The 15,015-nt window shown below is 72.0% G+C and carries 13 protein-coding genes; 9 read left to right on the top strand and 4 right to left on the bottom strand.

The features are described 5' to 3' along the window. Positions 1-11: 11 nt before the first annotated feature. The gene (locus WG209_RS04855) at positions 12-2,417 is read right to left on the bottom strand and encodes a hypothetical protein (RefSeq protein ID WP_337173881.1); all 2,406 of its coding nucleotides are present in this window, start codon (positions 2,415-2,417) and stop codon (positions 12-14) included. Positions 2,418-2,827: 410 nt separating this feature from the next. Here WG209_RS04855 and csrA point away from each other — a divergent pair, with 410 nt between their 5' ends. The 4 genes from csrA (at position 2,828) to tsaE (ending at position 6,317) form a co-directional block, all read left to right on the top strand. Further along, positions 2,828-3,028, top strand: coding sequence for a carbon storage regulator CsrA (csrA, locus tag WG209_RS04850; protein WP_337173880.1), 201 nt, complete (start codon positions 2,828-2,830; stop codon positions 3,026-3,028). Positions 3,029-3,114: 86 nt separating this feature from the next. Beyond that, positions 3,115-4,278 carry a glycerate kinase gene (locus tag WG209_RS04845; protein WP_337173879.1) on the top strand — a complete coding sequence of 388 codons (1,164 nt, stop codon included), beginning with the start codon at positions 3,115-3,117 and terminating at the stop codon, positions 4,276-4,278. Beyond that, positions 4,275-5,219, top strand: a complete 945-nt coding sequence (thiL, locus tag WG209_RS04840) for a thiamine-phosphate kinase (RefSeq protein ID WP_337173878.1) — start codon at positions 4,275-4,277, stop codon at positions 5,217-5,219. The genes WG209_RS04845 and thiL overlap by 4 nt, the downstream gene beginning before the upstream one ends. A 609-nt stretch (positions 5,220-5,828) precedes the next feature. Beyond that, positions 5,829-6,317, top strand: a complete 489-nt coding sequence (tsaE, locus tag WG209_RS04835) for a tRNA (adenosine(37)-N6)-threonylcarbamoyltransferase complex ATPase subunit type 1 TsaE (RefSeq protein WP_337173877.1) — start codon at positions 5,829-5,831, stop codon at positions 6,315-6,317. An 18-nt stretch (positions 6,318-6,335) separates the two neighbouring features. Here the strand turns inward: tsaE and hmpA are convergent, their stop codons facing one another. After that, complete coding sequence (gene hmpA, locus WG209_RS04830; RefSeq protein ID WP_337173876.1) at positions 6,336-7,568, bottom strand: NO-inducible flavohemoprotein; 1,233 nt, start codon at positions 7,566-7,568, stop codon at positions 6,336-6,338. 93 nt (positions 7,569-7,661) lie between these two features. Between hmpA and WG209_RS04825 the strand changes: the two genes are divergently transcribed. Continuing rightward, the gene (locus tag WG209_RS04825) at positions 7,662-8,189 is read left to right on the top strand and encodes an Rrf2 family transcriptional regulator (protein ID WP_337173875.1); all 528 of its coding nucleotides are present in this window, start codon (positions 7,662-7,664) and stop codon (positions 8,187-8,189) included. Here WG209_RS04825 and WG209_RS04820 read toward each other — a convergent pair. Beyond that, positions 8,079-9,050: a glycosyltransferase gene (locus WG209_RS04820; protein WP_337173874.1), complete on the bottom strand. Its 972-nt coding sequence runs from the start codon at positions 9,048-9,050 to the stop codon at positions 8,079-8,081. The two genes, WG209_RS04825 and WG209_RS04820, sit on opposite strands and share 111 nt — an antisense overlap. Then, positions 9,047-9,358, bottom strand: coding sequence for a DUF971 domain-containing protein (locus WG209_RS04815; RefSeq protein ID WP_337173873.1), 312 nt, complete (start codon positions 9,356-9,358; stop codon positions 9,047-9,049). The genes WG209_RS04820 and WG209_RS04815 overlap by 4 nt, the downstream gene beginning before the upstream one ends. A gap of 58 nt (positions 9,359-9,416) precedes the next feature. Between WG209_RS04815 and WG209_RS04810 the strand changes: the two genes are divergently transcribed. The 4 genes from WG209_RS04810 to WG209_RS04795 all read left to right on the top strand — a co-directional run bounded on the left by WG209_RS04810 (position 9,417) and on the right by WG209_RS04795 (position 14,927). Next, positions 9,417-9,704: a hypothetical protein gene (locus WG209_RS04810; protein WP_337173872.1), complete on the top strand. Its 288-nt coding sequence runs from the start codon at positions 9,417-9,419 to the stop codon at positions 9,702-9,704. A gap of 320 nt (positions 9,705-10,024) precedes the next feature. After that, the gene (locus WG209_RS04805; protein ID WP_337173871.1) at positions 10,025-12,013 is read left to right on the top strand and encodes a YjhG/YagF family D-xylonate dehydratase; all 1,989 of its coding nucleotides are present in this window, start codon (positions 10,025-10,027) and stop codon (positions 12,011-12,013) included. Between the two features lie 409 nt (positions 12,014-12,422). After that, the gene (locus WG209_RS04800; RefSeq protein ID WP_337173870.1) at positions 12,423-13,079 is read left to right on the top strand and encodes a hypothetical protein; all 657 of its coding nucleotides are present in this window, start codon (positions 12,423-12,425) and stop codon (positions 13,077-13,079) included. A 402-nt stretch (positions 13,080-13,481) separates the two neighbouring features. Next, entirely contained in the window at positions 13,482-14,927 is a 1,446-nt protein-coding gene (locus WG209_RS04795; protein ID WP_337173869.1) for a serine/threonine-protein kinase, read from the top strand. Positions 14,928-15,015 lie beyond the last annotated feature (88 nt).

Here is a 15,015-nt window from a genome sequence, read left to right as displayed (position 1 = left end):
CGCCCTCCGCCTCAAGCCGCCTTCCGCTCCCGACGCCGCATCACGATTATCGCCGCGATCCACGCCCCCCAGCAAGCCGCCGAGGCCCACAAGCCGCGGCGGATGTCGGCCGCGTCGTAGGCGAGGACCAGTTTCGCCCCCGCCTCGCGGGTCGGCGGGACGTCGATCGCCATCCACGCCCCGCCCCCCTCCCCGACGCGGAATGCCGGCCGGACGTTCGCGGCGGCCTCGCGACCGTCCGGCCCGACCACGGTCGCCCGCCACTGGGGGTCGTGCAGCACCGACATCAGGACCGTCCCGCCGGGGCCGTCCAGCGGCACGACCCAGCCCGCGTCCGGGGTCGACGCGGCCGGCAGCGGCGTCGCGGCCTCGACCGTCGCCAGCACGCGCCGGGGGTCGCCGTCGGACGCCTCCGGGATGGGCTCGCGGACGAGCCAGGCGATCGGGGCGTCGGCCGCGCGGACGATCTGGAAGTCGACCGGAGCGACGTCCTTCCGCCCGTCCGCGATGCCCAGGGCGGGATAGAACTCCCCGGCGTTCCAGTCGGGGCCGAACAGCCAGCGTGCGAGTTCGGGGTCGCGGATCGTCTCGACCGGGCCCGGCGGCGAGACGCCGCGGAGCTTCATCGCCGCGACCTCGATCGGGTCGAGCACGCGCAGCCCCGCGCCGACGGCCCGCATGGCGCGGGGGGCGAGATCGCCGTCGATCGGCCCCGCCGCCAGCGCCGAGAGGCCGACCATCGCCGGCAGGTCGAGCGTCCGATACGCCCGAACCGGGGCGAGCCCGGCGGCCATCGCCAGGTTCCGCGTCGGGTCGATCGTCCGCGTCCCCGCCGGCTCCCGGGCCAGCGCCGCCAGAACCGGACTCTGCTCCGTTAATGGTTGCAGGCGGCCGACCTGGACGTACCGATGGCCGGCCAGCAAGGTCAGGTCCAGGAACGTCAGGCCGACCAGCAGGACGGGCACCCGCTGGCGCAGCCGGGGGACGGTCGCGATCGCGATGACCGCCGCCAGGACGGCGAGCGTCCCCGTCAGTTCCTCGCGGTAGATGGTCCAGCGGCGTTGCTCGAACGATCGCGGGTCGCGGGGCTGGGTCGAGCGTCGGACGCCGGCCCGCTCCAGCGTGGGGGGGATGGCCGGGTCGACCGACGGCCGACGGGCCAGGCTCGCCACGGCGCGGAAGTCGGGGTCGCCCTCCCACGGCAGGGCGGCGAACGCCTTCGTGTACATCGCCTCCACCGCGCGACTCCCCGAGGGGGACGAAGACCAGACGGCCAGCTCGATCAGCCCGAGCACGACCGCGACCCACGCGACCGCCGCCAGGCCCAGCCGGACCGCGCCCCGGCCGGGACGTTCCCACGACCGCCAGCGGTCGAGCCCCAGCCCGGCGAGCATCGCCAGGGCCAGCGACATCGGCAGCGTCCACCGCGCGGGGGCCCGGAAGAACGAGAAGCCGGGGAGCTGGATGAGCCACCGGAACCCGGGGAGATACGGTCCCAGGCTCAGCAACAGGCAGGCGATCGCCAGCACGCCGAGCGCCCGCGCGGCGGCGTCGCGGCGGGCCTCGCGGGCGAGGGTCATCAGGGCCAGGATCAGCGGGACGATCCCGACGTAGGCCAGCAGCTCCTCGGGGGAGGTGTGGAAGGGGTCCCAGATCAGCGGACGCCACAACGGCGAGTCGTGGAACAGCCGGGGCGCGACCAGACCGACCAGGTGGAAGGGGGTCGCGGCGAAGCCGGACAGGTATTCGTAGTCGCGATGCCCCTCCGCCATCGCGGCCATCCGGGCCGTCGGCCAGACCTGGGCCGCCGCCAGCGGCAGGACGACGGCCGCGCCCAGCAGGGTCAGCCCGACGCGCGCCATCGGCCGGCGTTCGATAATCGACCAGGCCGCCATGAGGCCGACCGTCGCCTGCGTCATGAACGCGATCTGGAAATGGCCCGGCAAGACCTGCATCGTCAGCGCGACCGACAGCAGGAACAGCCGCCGGGCCGTCCCCCGACCCGACTGGTCGAGGAGCGACCAGGCCAAACCCCAGGCCCAGGGCATCCACGCGCCGGTGGTGTAGCCCCAGGGGTGGGGCAGATGGATCACGAAGAACCCCGACGCCGCGAACACGAACCCCGCCAGCCCGGCCCCCAGCCTCGCCGCGCCGAACCGTCGAGCCGCCCAGTATCCCCCCAGCCCTCCCCACAAGGTGTGGAGCACCAGGCTCAGGACGTAGGCCCGTTCGAGGCTGAAAATCCCGTAGAGGATCAGGTGGGGAGGATAGAAGGCCCCCATCTGGCTCTCGCCGACGCCCGGGAAGCCGTAGCCCCACAATCCGTTCCAGGACGGGATGGTCCCCTGGGCCAGCGATCGCGACAGGACGGCCATCAGACCCAGGAAAAACTGGGTGACGTCGCCGCCGACGGGCATCGAGCTTCCCAAACTGAAGGGGGCGAGCCAAACGAGAAGCGCGATGACCAGGACCGCCGGACCGATCGGCCGTCGCGCGACCGCGTGCGCATCGCCCCGCCCCTCCTTCGCGACCTTGGCTTCCCCCACGCGGTTTCGAGCCCCCGAAATCGAGGTAACTTTTGCAAATCCCCGGGCGATGTTACAGGAATTCGGGTTGACCGTCATGGGCGACGTAATCTTTCGGACGGGCCGGTCGCCGAATTCTCGGGGATTTCGACTCAAGTTACGAACCAGTCGATCGACGGCGGCGTCTTGGCATACAGAGTGCTCTTACCTGGGGCGACGAAGGCGGGGCGAACGGAGCTTCCCCCCTCCTTCCGATCCACCGACCGCGATCGAACTCGAATCCGAAACACGGAGGATATATCATGCTGGTCCTGAGCAGGAAGGCGGGCGAGGCGATCCAGATCGGCGAGAACATCCGGATCGTGGTGTCCAAGATCGAGGGGAACCAGGTCCGCATCGGCATCGAGGCCCCGATGAGCGTCTCGATCAAGCGGCAGGAGATCTGCTTCGAGATGCCGGGCGACCGCGAGGCCGATCGGCTCATGCAGGCGGTCGGCGCTTGACGACCGGCCCCCGGGCGCGGCCAAATCGTCGGGGATGACGCGAGCCGACTTTCCGGCCGCGCGTCCCGCGCCCGGATGGTACCGTCATGCGAGTCGTGATCGCACCCGACAAGTTCAAGGGGAGCCTCTCGGCCCCCCAGGTCGTCGAGGCCGTGGCGCGAGGCGTCCGCGCCGCGGATCCGTCGACGGAAATCATCGGCGTCCCCATGGCCGACGGCGGCGAGGGCCTCGTCGACGCCATCACGGCGGCGCGCGACGGCGGCGAGATGCGACGGGTCCGGGTCACGGGGCCGCTCGGCGATCCCGTCCACGCGCGATTCGCCCTGTTCGAGGACGGGACGGCCGTGGCCGAGATGGCCTCGGCGTCGGGCCTGGTCCTCGTGCCGGAGGACCGCCGAAATCCGGGCGCGACCACGACCCGGGGCGTCGGGGAATTGCTCCTGGCGATGGCCGAGGCCGGCGCGCGCCGGATCGTCCTCGGGATCGGCGGCAGCGCGACCAACGACGGCGGCGCGGGGATGGCCCAGGCCCTCGGCTATCACCTCGTCGACTCCGACTGGCGCGACATCCCGCCGGGCGGATTCGGCCTCGAATATCTCGACCGCGTCGAGCCGCCGACCGGCGTCCCCGGATCGGTCGCGCGAAAGGGCGTCCAGGTCGCCGTGGCGTGCGACGTGACCAATCCCCTCTGCGGTCCGACGGGCGCCTCGGCGGTCTACGGGCCCCAGAAGGGGGCGACGCCCGAGATGGTCGAACGGCTGGACCGCGGGCTGCGACGGCTCGCGGACGTCATCGCGCGCGACCTGGGCGTCGACATCGCGGAGGTCCCGGGCGCGGGGGCGGCGGGGGGCCTCGGCGGCGGGCTGATGGCGTTCGCCAACGGGCGGTTGAAGCCGGGTATCGACCTGGTGATCCATGCCGTGAAGCTCCGCGACAAGCTCGAAGGGGCCGACCTCTGCATCACCGGGGAGGGCTCGCTGGACGCCCAGAGCGCCTACGGCAAGACGGCCGTCGGCGTGGCGAGGCTGGCCCGATCGCTGGGCGTGCCGACCTTCGCGCTGGTCGGCTCGATCGGCGACGGGGCCGAGGCTTGCCTGGAGGAAGGCCTGGACGCCTACTTCCCGATCTGTCCGGGTCCGACCACGCTGGGCGACGCGATGGCCCGCGCGTCCGAGTACCTCGCCGCCGCCGCGGAGCAGGCGACGCGGGCGTTCATGGCCGGGGCGCGATCCGGGAAGGCGGGACGATGAGCGGGCGACCGTCGGGCGAATTCGGCCTCATCGAATGGATCCGGGGACGTCGGCCGAGGCTGGGGCCGGACCAGGGGGTGGAAGGGGACATCGGCGACGACTGCGCGACGGTGCGGTTCCGCGACACGGCCGCGATCGTCACCACCGACATGCTGATGGACGGCCGGCACTTCCTCCTGGACCGCGACGGCCCGGAGGCGGCCGGCTACAAGGCGATGGGGGTTAACATCTCCGACATCGCCGCGATGTGCGGTTCGCCGCGGTTCGCCGTGGTGGCCGTCGCGCTGCCGCGCGGGGAGGCCGAAGCGATCGGCCGGGGGCTCGACGCCGGCCTGCGCCGGATGGCCGATCGCTTCGGCGTCGCGCTGGTCGGCGGGGATACGAACGCCTGGGACGGGCCGCTGGTGGTGAGCGTCACGATGATGGGCGACCCCCACCCGCTGGGCTCCCCCAGCCGCGCCGGCGCGAGGGTCGGGGACGTCATCCTCGTTACCGGCCCCCTCGGCGGGAGCCTCCTCCGCGGCCGGCACCTGCGCCCGGAGCCCCGGATCCGCGAGGCCCAGGCGATCCGGCCGGCCTTGAATCCGACGGCCATGATCGACCTCTCCGATGGGCTCTCCTCCGACCTCGGCCACATCCTCGACGAGAGCGGCGGCCTGGGGGCGGTGCTGGACGAATCCGCGATCCCCGTCCACGCCGACGCGGTCGCCCTGGCGGCCGAGGACGGCGTCTCGCCCGTCATGCACGCGCTGAATGACGGCGAGGACTTCGAGCTTTGCTTCACCGTCCCCCCCGAGGCCGCGTCCCGGCTCGTTCCGGGCGTGACGCTCCACCGCGTCGGCGAAATCGTCGCCGAGCCCGGCATTTGCCTGCGCGCCGCCGACGGTCGCGCGACGCCCTTGCGACGAGGCGGCTTCGACCACTTCCGACGCGGCCGGTGACCTCCCCGGAGTTGGCTTCGTTCGTCGAATGGAGATCGGCCGCATTTTGACGCAACACCACAATTTGACCTAGACTTGCGTCATTACAAAGTTGGCTTCGTTCGTCGTTATCGAATGAGTTTCCCGTCCTGGCTCGGGGTGACCGTGCGGGCTTTCGAAGGACTGCGGGAGGTGGATGTGGCTCGGGTTTGGAGGGGGCGCGTGATGTCGTTCATCGGTCCGCCATGCGAATTGCCAAGGAACGGGATGAGGTTTCCTACCATGTAGTGCTATACAAATGGGGTTTAGAGAACGCGGCGCGGCGCATTTTCGCGGCATATTCACACAAACTATCTCATCTAAACCTGTTGCGTCGACAGCTTTTTTAGCGAGCGTGAAACGCGCGTCCCCTCTCCCGCCGGGAGAGGGTGGCCCGAAGGGCCGGGTGAGGGCCTTCGGATTTCGGGGATCGCGACGGTTCATGAGGGCGCTTCTGATGTGGTTCCCGAAGCGCCGAGCCCCTCACCCGCCGCTGGCGCGGCTACCCTCTCCCGGCGGGAGAGGGGACGGATTAGGCCTACTTGTGGCGCGGGCGTCGCTGAATCGATTTCCTCGGGGGGATCTGGCTCGATGGACGTTCGTCGTGAAGCCGCCGCGTTGGTCGTCGATCTCGACGGCGAGGGGGAGACCGAGGCTTTGGGGAAGGCGCTGGCGGGAGTGGCGGCGGCCGGGACCGTGGTGGGGCTGGTGGGGCCGCTCGGGGCGGGGAAGACTCGGTTGTCGCGGGCGGTCGCGGAGGCGCTGGGGGTCGACCCGGCGGCGATCGCCAGCCCGACGTTCGTGCTCATCCATGAATACGAGGGAGACCTCCCCGTCTATCACTTCGACGCCTACCGACTCCCCTCCCCCGCGGCGTTCGAGGATCTGGGGCCGGCCGATTACTGGTCGGCCGGGGGGGTCTGCCTGGTGGAGTGGGCCGACCTCGTCGTCGACTCGCTCCCCCCGGACGCCTGGTGGATCCGCGTGGAACCTCGCGGGGAATCGCGCCGGTCGATCCGGGTCGAGGCCCCGGGGGACGTGCTCGATCGCCTCGGCGAGGCGATCGGACGCGGGGGATGACATGGGCGTCGCGTCAAGTCAGGAGGTCGCCGGGGCCAGGATCTCCTGGCGGGGACCGAAGAACTCGAAGCGGATGCGGTCGTCGGGGACGTCCAGCGACTTGAGGGCGGAGTACGCCGATTGCATGAACGGCCTGGGGCCGCAGAAATAGAAGGAGGCGCGGTCGTGGGGAGCCCACGACCGGATGAGATCGGCGTCGAGGAAGCCGACCGAGTGGCAGCGGTCGGCGTCGTGGTCGTCGGGGAGCGGCTGGTCGAACCGGACGTGGACGTCGGCCCGGGGGGCCTCCGCCAGCGCCCGCAGCTCGTCGGCGAAGGGCTGGATGCGGCTGTTGCGCGCGGCGTGCAGGAAGTACAGCTCGCGCTCCGGCTCGCGGTGGACGACGTCCTTGGCCATGGCCAGCAGCGGCGTCACGCCGATGCCGCCGGCCAGCATGACGACCGGGCGATCCCGCTCGTCGGGGGCGAGGACGAACTCGCCGCACGGCGGGCCGATCTCCAGCTCGTCGCCGGCGAGGACGTCGTCGTGCAGGTAGTTCGAGATCAGCCCGGCGGGGTCGTTCGGCGTGGGGCTCGGCTCGCGCTTGACGCTGATGCGGTAGTGGCCCTGCCCCGGGCGGTCGGAGAGGCTGTAGTTGCGGGGGGAGGTCGGCGTGCCGGGGTGGTCGACGCGGACCGTGATGTACTGGCCGGCGCGATACGGTGGGAGCTGGCCGCCGTCGGCCGGGACGAGGTAGAGGGAGGTGACGATGTCGCTCTCGGGGACCTTCCGATCGACCACGAACTTGCGGTAGCCGTTCCAGCCGCCGGGCGCCTCGCGCTGCTCGCGGTAGATCTCGGCCTCGCGGGCGATGCAGACCTCGGCCAGGAACCCATAGGCCTCGCCGACGGCCGAGATGACCTCGTCGGTCGCCGCGTCCCCCATCACGTCCTTGATCGCCGCCAGCAGGTGCTTGCCCACGATGGGATAATGCTCCGGCTGGATCCCCAACGAGCAATGCTTCTGGGCGATCAGCTCGACCGCCGGCCCCAGGGCGCCCGGGTTGTCGATGTGGGCGAAGTAGGCGCAGATCGCCCCGGCGAGCGCCCGCTGCTGCCCCCCGCTGAACTGGTGGGCCTGATTGAAGTAGACCTTCACAGCCGGGTCGCCGTCGAACATCCTGATGTAGAACCGCCGCGTGATGGTCTCGGCGTGGGCCGCCACGACCGGGGCCAGGCGCTTGATGAGGTCGATCGTCTCCGGGCGAAGCATCGCGTCTCCTCGCAGGAAGGGCTGGGAAATCTTCATCACAATGTACAGAATTAATACTGGAGGTCAAGGTCCGGATTTCAGGGTGGTGATCTCATGATCCCAAAGACGGCGGAATACGCGCTGCGGGCGACGGTCTGCCTGGCGGGGGCGGCGGGGGGCCCGGCGTCGGCCGACGTGCTCGCGGAGCGGACGAAGGTGCCGCGGTCGTACCTGAACCGGGTGCTGCGCGACCTGGCGGCGGCGGGGCTCTTGCATTCGAAGCCGGGGCCCGGCGGCGGGCACGAGCTGGCGCGGCCGGCCGACGAGGTGACGATCCTGGACGTGGTGAACGCCGTCGCGCCGATCGAGCGCATCGAGCGATGCCCGCTGGGGCTGCCGTCGCACACCTCGCTCTGCCCGCTGCATCGCGAGCTGGACCGCGCCTACGCCTCCGTGCAGGAGGCGTTCCGGCGCGTCACCCTGAGGGACCTGATCGAATCGACCGACCCGATCATCCCCCTCTGCGACCTGTCAATCGCCGCGAGCCAGCCATCGGCGCGCGAGCCCGGGGGCGAGGGCGAGGAGGCCCATCTGGGCGGCGAGGCGGGGGTCTGCGAGGGCGGCGGCGGTTGCCGCCGGTGACAGCCTGGCCGCGCGTCCCAGCGCCGTCCTTGCCAGCTCGACGCGGCCGGCGCGGGCGGCCTCGTGCGCCCGGTTGAGGTACGCGCGGGCCAGAGCCCGGCCGGGCCGCCCGCCGCGGGAGCTGACCAGCCGGGCGCTCTCCTCCAGGTCGTCCAGGCCGTGCTTGAAGCGGTGGGTCTCGCTGGCCGCGTGCCATCGGACGGAGACCAGCGGCGGCCCGACGATCCAGCGGACGGCGAAGCGGTCGGCCGCGCGGAGCCAGAATTCCCAGTCGACGACGTATCGCCACGACGGGTCGAACCCGCCGAGGGCCCGGTGCGCCCGCCGGCTGGTGGTCACGGCCGAGCACCGCAGGACGTTCGACGCCGCCAGCCGCTTCGAAAACTCGCCGGGGGCGAAGTCGACCACGCCCGACCCCGAGGGGTCGCGGTCGTTGACGCCGCCATATCCGACCACGGAGGGGGGGACGGGCCGGCCGGAGCCGTCGACGACGTCGGCGGGCTCGGCGAGCAGGCCGAGGGCGTCGGCGCCGGGCCTCGCCAGGGCGTCGGCGCGGCGGGCGAGGTCGCCGGGTCGCATCACGTCGTCCTGATGGAAGACCGCCACCCAGGGCGTACGGGCCGTCGCGACGCAGCGGTTCCAGTTGCCGGCCAGCCCCAGGCGCTCGGCGTTGATCTCGATCCGCGCGCGATCGCCGGCGAGGTCGCGAACCATCGCCACCGTGTCGTCGTCCGAACGGTCGTCGCGGACCAGGAGGTCGAACGCCGCGCCGCGCTGGGCGAGGACGCCGGCCAGCGTCTCGGCCAGGTGGGCCGAGCCGTTGAACGTGGGGATCGCGACGGTGATCAGGGGGGCGGTCACGACGCGGCGAGGTCGGCGGCGGCCTTGCGCAGCAGCTCCCAGGTGAAGATGCCGGTGGAGTGGCCGTCGCTCCAGGAGGGCTGGAGGGCGTAGGTCCCCACGGTCTCCAACCCTTCGAGCCGGATGTCCTCGCGGACGTGGTCCGGCCGGATGATGCGCTCGCCGGTCCATTCGTCCTGGCAGCTCGCGCAGGGGCACTCGGCGCGGAGGAAGCGATAGGGGAGGCGGTCGACGGCGCCGTCGGGCCAGGAGACTTCCAGGATCTGCTCGGCCTGATGGGCCTTGATGTTGCTGGGAGGGTCGATCATGGCGGCGTCTTCTTCAGGGATCGGGCACCGGCGCGGACGCGCCGACGGGGGCGCGAACATGGACATCCAGGGTACCAACTTGGGCGCGGCGGACGAAGGGGCGATCGCGGAGGACGCCGCGGCGCGGATGCGGTTCCACGTCGCCGCGCCGAGCGTCTCGGCCGTGCGACGGGCGCTGTTCCGCGCGCCCGGCGGGGCCCGCGTCGTCGGCCGGTACGATCGCGACACCGTGGAGTGCAGCCACACCATGAACGCCCACGGCTTCGCCCGGCACTGGCCCGTCCTGCTCAGCCGGCTGGAGAAGGCGGGCCTGCGCGTCGTCCCGCGGCCGTCCGACGGGACGTGACGGGCGGCCGCGGGGTTGCCGTCGGTATTTTTGGAGGCATAGACTAGCTCAGCATCGGCCCCGACCTTTCATCCCCTCTCCCACCGGGAGAGGGTGGCCCGGAGGGCCGGGTGAGGGTCGGCGGATAGTAGAGATAACCTCGGTTCGCGACTCGCGCGACCGACGGTCCCTCCCCGACGCGACGACCCTCACCCGCCGCTGGCGCGGCTGCCCTCTCCCGGCGGGAGAGGGGACGACGCATGCCGCCCGATCGTTCCAGCATGCCGAGCCGCGAAGACGCCCCCGCCCTCCCGCCTCACGACCTCGAATCGAGCCCGCCCATGTCCACCCCCGACCCGTCCGAGAATCCCGATTGGCGCGGCCTCGTCGAATCGCCCGAGGTCGACTGGAGGTCCGTCGCCACGAGCGCGGAGGGGCCGGCGGGCGAGTTGCCGCTGACGGACGAGATGCTGCGCGAGTGGCCCTCGGGCGACCTGTTCGGGATGTCGCAGGACGCCGGCATGGGCTGGGCGCCGTCGGAGACCCGCGGCGACCAGTTCCTGATCCTCAGCACGCAGGGGGGCCTGCGCGGCGAGGACGGCAGGCCCATCGCGCTGGGGTATCACACGGGGCACTGGGAGATCGGCCTGCTGGTGAAGGCGGCCGCCGAGGAGTTCAAGCGGCTGGGGGGCGTCCCGTTCGCGGGGATGGTCTCCGACCCCTGCGACGGCCGCTCGCAGGGGACCAAGGGGATGATGGACAGCCTCCCCTACCGCAACGACGCGGCCGTCGTCTTCCGCCGGCTGATCCGGTCGCTGCCGAGGCGCAAGGGCGTCCTCGGCGTGGCGACCTGCGACAAGGGGCTGCCGGCCATGATGCTGGCCCTGGCCGGGACGCCGGGCCTGCCGACCGTGCTGGTCCCCGGCGGCGTGACGCTGCCGCCGCGCTCGGGCGAGGACGCCGCGGCGATCCAGACGATCGGCGCCCGCTACGCCCACGGCGAGATCACGCTGGAGGCCGCCGCCGATTACGGCTGCCGCGCCTGCGCCTCCCCCGGCGGCGGCTGCCAGTTCCTCGGCACGGCGGCCACGGCGCAGGTCGTCGGCGAGGCGCTCGGGCTGTCGCTGCCCCACTCGGCCCTGGCGCCCTCGGGCCAGCCGGTGTGGCTCGACATGGCCCGGCGATCGGCGAGGGCGCTGGCGGACCTGGCGCGTCGGGGCGCGACCACGCGCGAGGTCGTGACCGACGCGGCGATCCGCAACGCGATGGTCGTCCACGCGGCCGTCGGCGGGTCGACGAACCTGCTGCTGCACGTCCCGGCGATCGCGCACGCCGCCGGCCTGCGGCGGCCGAGCGTCGACGACTGGCACGCCATCAACGTGAAGGTCCCGCGCCTGGTCAGCGTCCTCCCCAACGGCCCGGTCCATCACCCCACCGTCCGGGTCTTCCTCGCCGGGGGCGTCCCGGAGATCATGCTCCACCTGCGGGCGCTCGGGCTGCTCGACGAATCGGCCGCCACCGTCGCCGGGACGAGCCTCGGCCGGGTGCTCGACTGGTGGGAAGGGAGCGAGCGCCGGAAGCGGTCGCGCGAGCGGCTTTATCAGGAGGACGGCGTCGACCCCGACGAGGTCATCATGAGCCCCGGGCGGGCGCGCGAGCGGGGCCTGACCAGCACGGTGACGTTCCCGAGGGGGAACCTCGCGCCGCTGGGGTCGGTCATCAAGAGCACGGCGATCGACCCGACGGTCGTCGACGCCGACGGCGTGTATCGCAAGCTCGGCCCGGCGCGGGTGTTCACCCGCGAGCGCGACGCCGTGGCGGCGATCAAGGGGCGGACGGTCGCCCCGGTGGTGGCGGGGGACGTGGTGGTCCTCATCGGCTGCGGGCCGCTGGGCGCCGGGATGGAGGAGATCTATCAGATCACGTCGGCGCTGAAGTTCCTGCCGTTCGGCAAGCACGTCGCCGTGCTGACCGACGCGCGATTCTCCGGCGTCTCCACCGGCGCGTGCGTCGGCCACGTGAGCCCGGAGGCCCTGGCCGGCGGGCCGTTGGGCAAGCTCCGCGACGGCGACCTGGTCCGCGTCGTCATCGACCGCGTGAACCTCGAAGGCACGATCGACATGGTCGGCGCCGACGGCGTCGAGGTCGGCCCCGTCGAGGGCGCCCGGATCCTGGACGGGCGCCCGCCCCACCCCGGCCTCGCCCCCGACCCCGACCTCCCCGACGACGTCCGCCTCTGGGCCGCCCTCCAGGAAGCCTCCGGCGGCGTCTGGGGCGGCTGCGTCCACGACGCCGACGCGATCATCGCGGCGATGGGCCGCGGGGGGTGACCTCGGTCGACAGGGCCGGGTACTCACTTTACCCGATTGAACGACGGGCCGGGCGAGGCTCCCGGTCCAGCGTCACGGGCCCGCGGCCCGGCGTCGCCGGGACCTCCCTCCACTTCGGCCCAAGTCGCGGGGCCGGTCTTGCCGATGATGCGGGACGAGAGGCGCGAGGTTGAGCGTCGTTCGGGGTCCGGGGTCGGCGGGGGAATCTCGGGGGAATCCGGAAATTCCTCACAAGCGACGCGGGCCGCGATCGATAAGAAGACCAGATGGACCGGTCGCGATGAGGAAGTCGCCGGAACGATCGGTCGACTTTGCCCGAGACAGGATAGCGATCCCGGCGCCGGTAGGTCGACGCGGCTGGAGCGCCCGTCGGCGTGTTCGCGCACACTCCCAAGGAGGGGATAAGACCATGTTCCGATCCGCGCGGCACCTGAGCCACAAGACCCCGCGCTGGGTTCGCGGCCTTGCCATGGGTGCCCTGACGGTGGCCCTCTGCACGACGCACGTCGGCTGCGGGCTATCTTACGTCTTCCGCAACATCTCGCCGCTGAAGCCCACCGGCTGGTCGTTCGCCTGGCCGATCTTCGCCTCCCAGTCGCAGCGACTCGAGGAGGACATGGAGCGCGAGAACCACGAGGGACGGGTGCCGATCCTCGACCCGATCCCCGGCGACTTCGCCCCCGCCGCCTGCCTCGACCCGCCGAGCGAGGAGGAGGTCTGGGAGAAGGTGCCCAAGTTCAAGAACGGCTCGCCCGTCTTCTACGAGACCCAGCGGAACAACGTCCGCTTCCTGATCGAGAAGATCGGCGAGAAGGTCGACCCGTGCAAGGTCTACCCCCTGGCCGGGCCCTGCCAGCTCGTGCACTGCCACTACAAGTGCACCGTCTACTTCGACGAGCTGTACTGGGCCGACTACCCCATCCCGTTCAACCACGTCAAGCACCGGGTCGAGGTCGTCTACATCGACAAGGACCACCTCCGCCGTTGCGCCGGGCCCCCGGCCATCGACGCCCCGCCGGCCCCGCTGCCGGTCAACCCGGCCACCGGCGCCACCATCAACCCCTGATCGCCGCGCCACCGCCGCGGGCCTAATCCAGCAGGCGTCCCCGAGTTACATCGGGGACGCCTGCTTTTGTTGGTTAACCGCCGGCCCAAGCGGCCTTTTTTTTCACCCCAGAGCGTCACATGATGCCTGGGTGCAGCGAATCTAGATTGTGGGGCGTCTCGACGACTCGATGACGGCCCCGGTCGACGTTGACGCGCGATGAGACCACCCGAGCGGAGCGACGCCATGACGGCTCACCGGCCGAGAGGGGAAATCGGGGCGAGTTGGCCTTCGCGGTGGGATGGCTTAGGTTCTAGGGCGGAGGGCTGGACGCCGATCCCGTCGGAGGACGCGTGCGTGGCGTCGGCCCGCATGCGGAGGCCGCGACGCGGCCAGGAACCGAGGTCGATGGAGTCCGGGAAGATGAACGCTCCGGTCCGGGTGGTCTGCCGGGGTTGCCTGCGCAGCGTCGAGCTGGAGGCGGGCGGGGTCGATCCGGCCTCGGGGGCGTGCCCGTACTGCGGCCAGGCCCTCGACAGCCGGGCGGGGTCGGACGACCGCGACGACTCCTCGATCTCCGCCACGATGGAATCGCTCGCGGCCAGGGGTCCCGACTCCGAGTGGACCGCGACGTGGTCGCGGGGCTCGCTGGGGGTCCTGGGCCGGTTCCAGCTGCGCGACCGCCTGGGGGACGGCGGCTTCGGCGAGGTCTTCCTCGCCTACGACCCGCGCCTCGACCGCGACGTCGCGCTGAAGATCCTGCGCCAGGCCCGACCCAACGACCGCGTCCTGGAGCGATTCTTCCGCGAGGCGCGCGCCGCGGCGAGGCTGGACCACCCGAACATCGTGGCCGTGTACGACTCGGGCTTCGATCGGGGCCGCTGCTGGGTCGCCTATCAGCGCGTCGTGGGCAGGCCGCTCTGGTGGCACCTGGACCATCACGCCTTCGAGCCCGCGGCCGCCGCCCGGATGATCCGCGACCTAGCCGACGCCATCGGGTACGCCCACGAGAACGGCGTCGTCCACCGCGACATCAAGCCGGCCAACATCCTGATCGACGAGCACGGCCGGCCCCGGCTGATCGACTTCGGCCTGGCGCGCCGGGCCGACATGGACTCGGACCTGACGCACGACGGGGCGATCGTCGGCACGCCGATCTACATGAGCCCGGAGCAGGCCCAGGGGAACAGCCGCCAGGCCGACGAGCGCAGCGACGTCTTCAGCCTGGGCGTCGTCCTGTTCGAGACGCTGGTCGGCCGGGGCCCGAACTCGGTCTCCACCGTCCGCTCCCCGGCCGCCTCGCCGGTCGGCCCGTCGGCCCCCTCGGCCGAGGACTGGGCCGGCATCGACCCCGCCATCCCCGCCGAGCTGGTCCGGATCTGCAAGCGGGCGACCTCGGAACGCCCCCACGACCGCTACGCCAGCGCCCGGGCGCTCGCCGCCGACCTGGACGCCTGGCTGGGCGAGCAGGCCCGGCCGGTCGCCAGGCCACGCCGACGCCCCTCGCTCGCCGGGCTCGCCGGCGGCCTGGTAGTCCTGGCGCTGGGGCTCTCCCTGGGATACTTCGGGGCCACCCGATTCCGACCGGGCGCGCCCGGGACCGCCGCCCCGTCGCGGGGGCTCGTCGCCGCGCTCTCCTCGGCCGAAGCCGCCCCGCCCGCCGGCCAGGCGGACGAGGCCCGGGGTCACGCCTTCGTTTACAACGCGGACTCCATGATGTTCCACCGCGCCGGATGCTCGGCCGCCGCCAAGATCGCCCCGGCGAACCTGCGGACGCTGGGTTCGATGGAGGAGGTCGAGGCGAAGCGGCTGAAGGCGTGCGGCCTCTGCAAGCCGCGGACGAACGGGGCCGTCGCGGACCGCCCCTGACGCCCCGCGAAATCCCCCGGCCTTGTACCCCGCGAGCGTCGCGACCTACAATCGGGCCTTGAAGAGACCGAGGCCGACTCAGGCGCCG

The sequence above is a fragment of the Paludisphaera sp. genome (assembly GCF_037189885.1).
Taxonomy (GTDB): domain Bacteria; phylum Planctomycetota; class Planctomycetia; order Isosphaerales; family Isosphaeraceae; genus Paludisphaera.
Note: the sequence above shows the minus strand (reverse complement) of the source record. Positions and strands in the feature narration are given on the sequence as shown.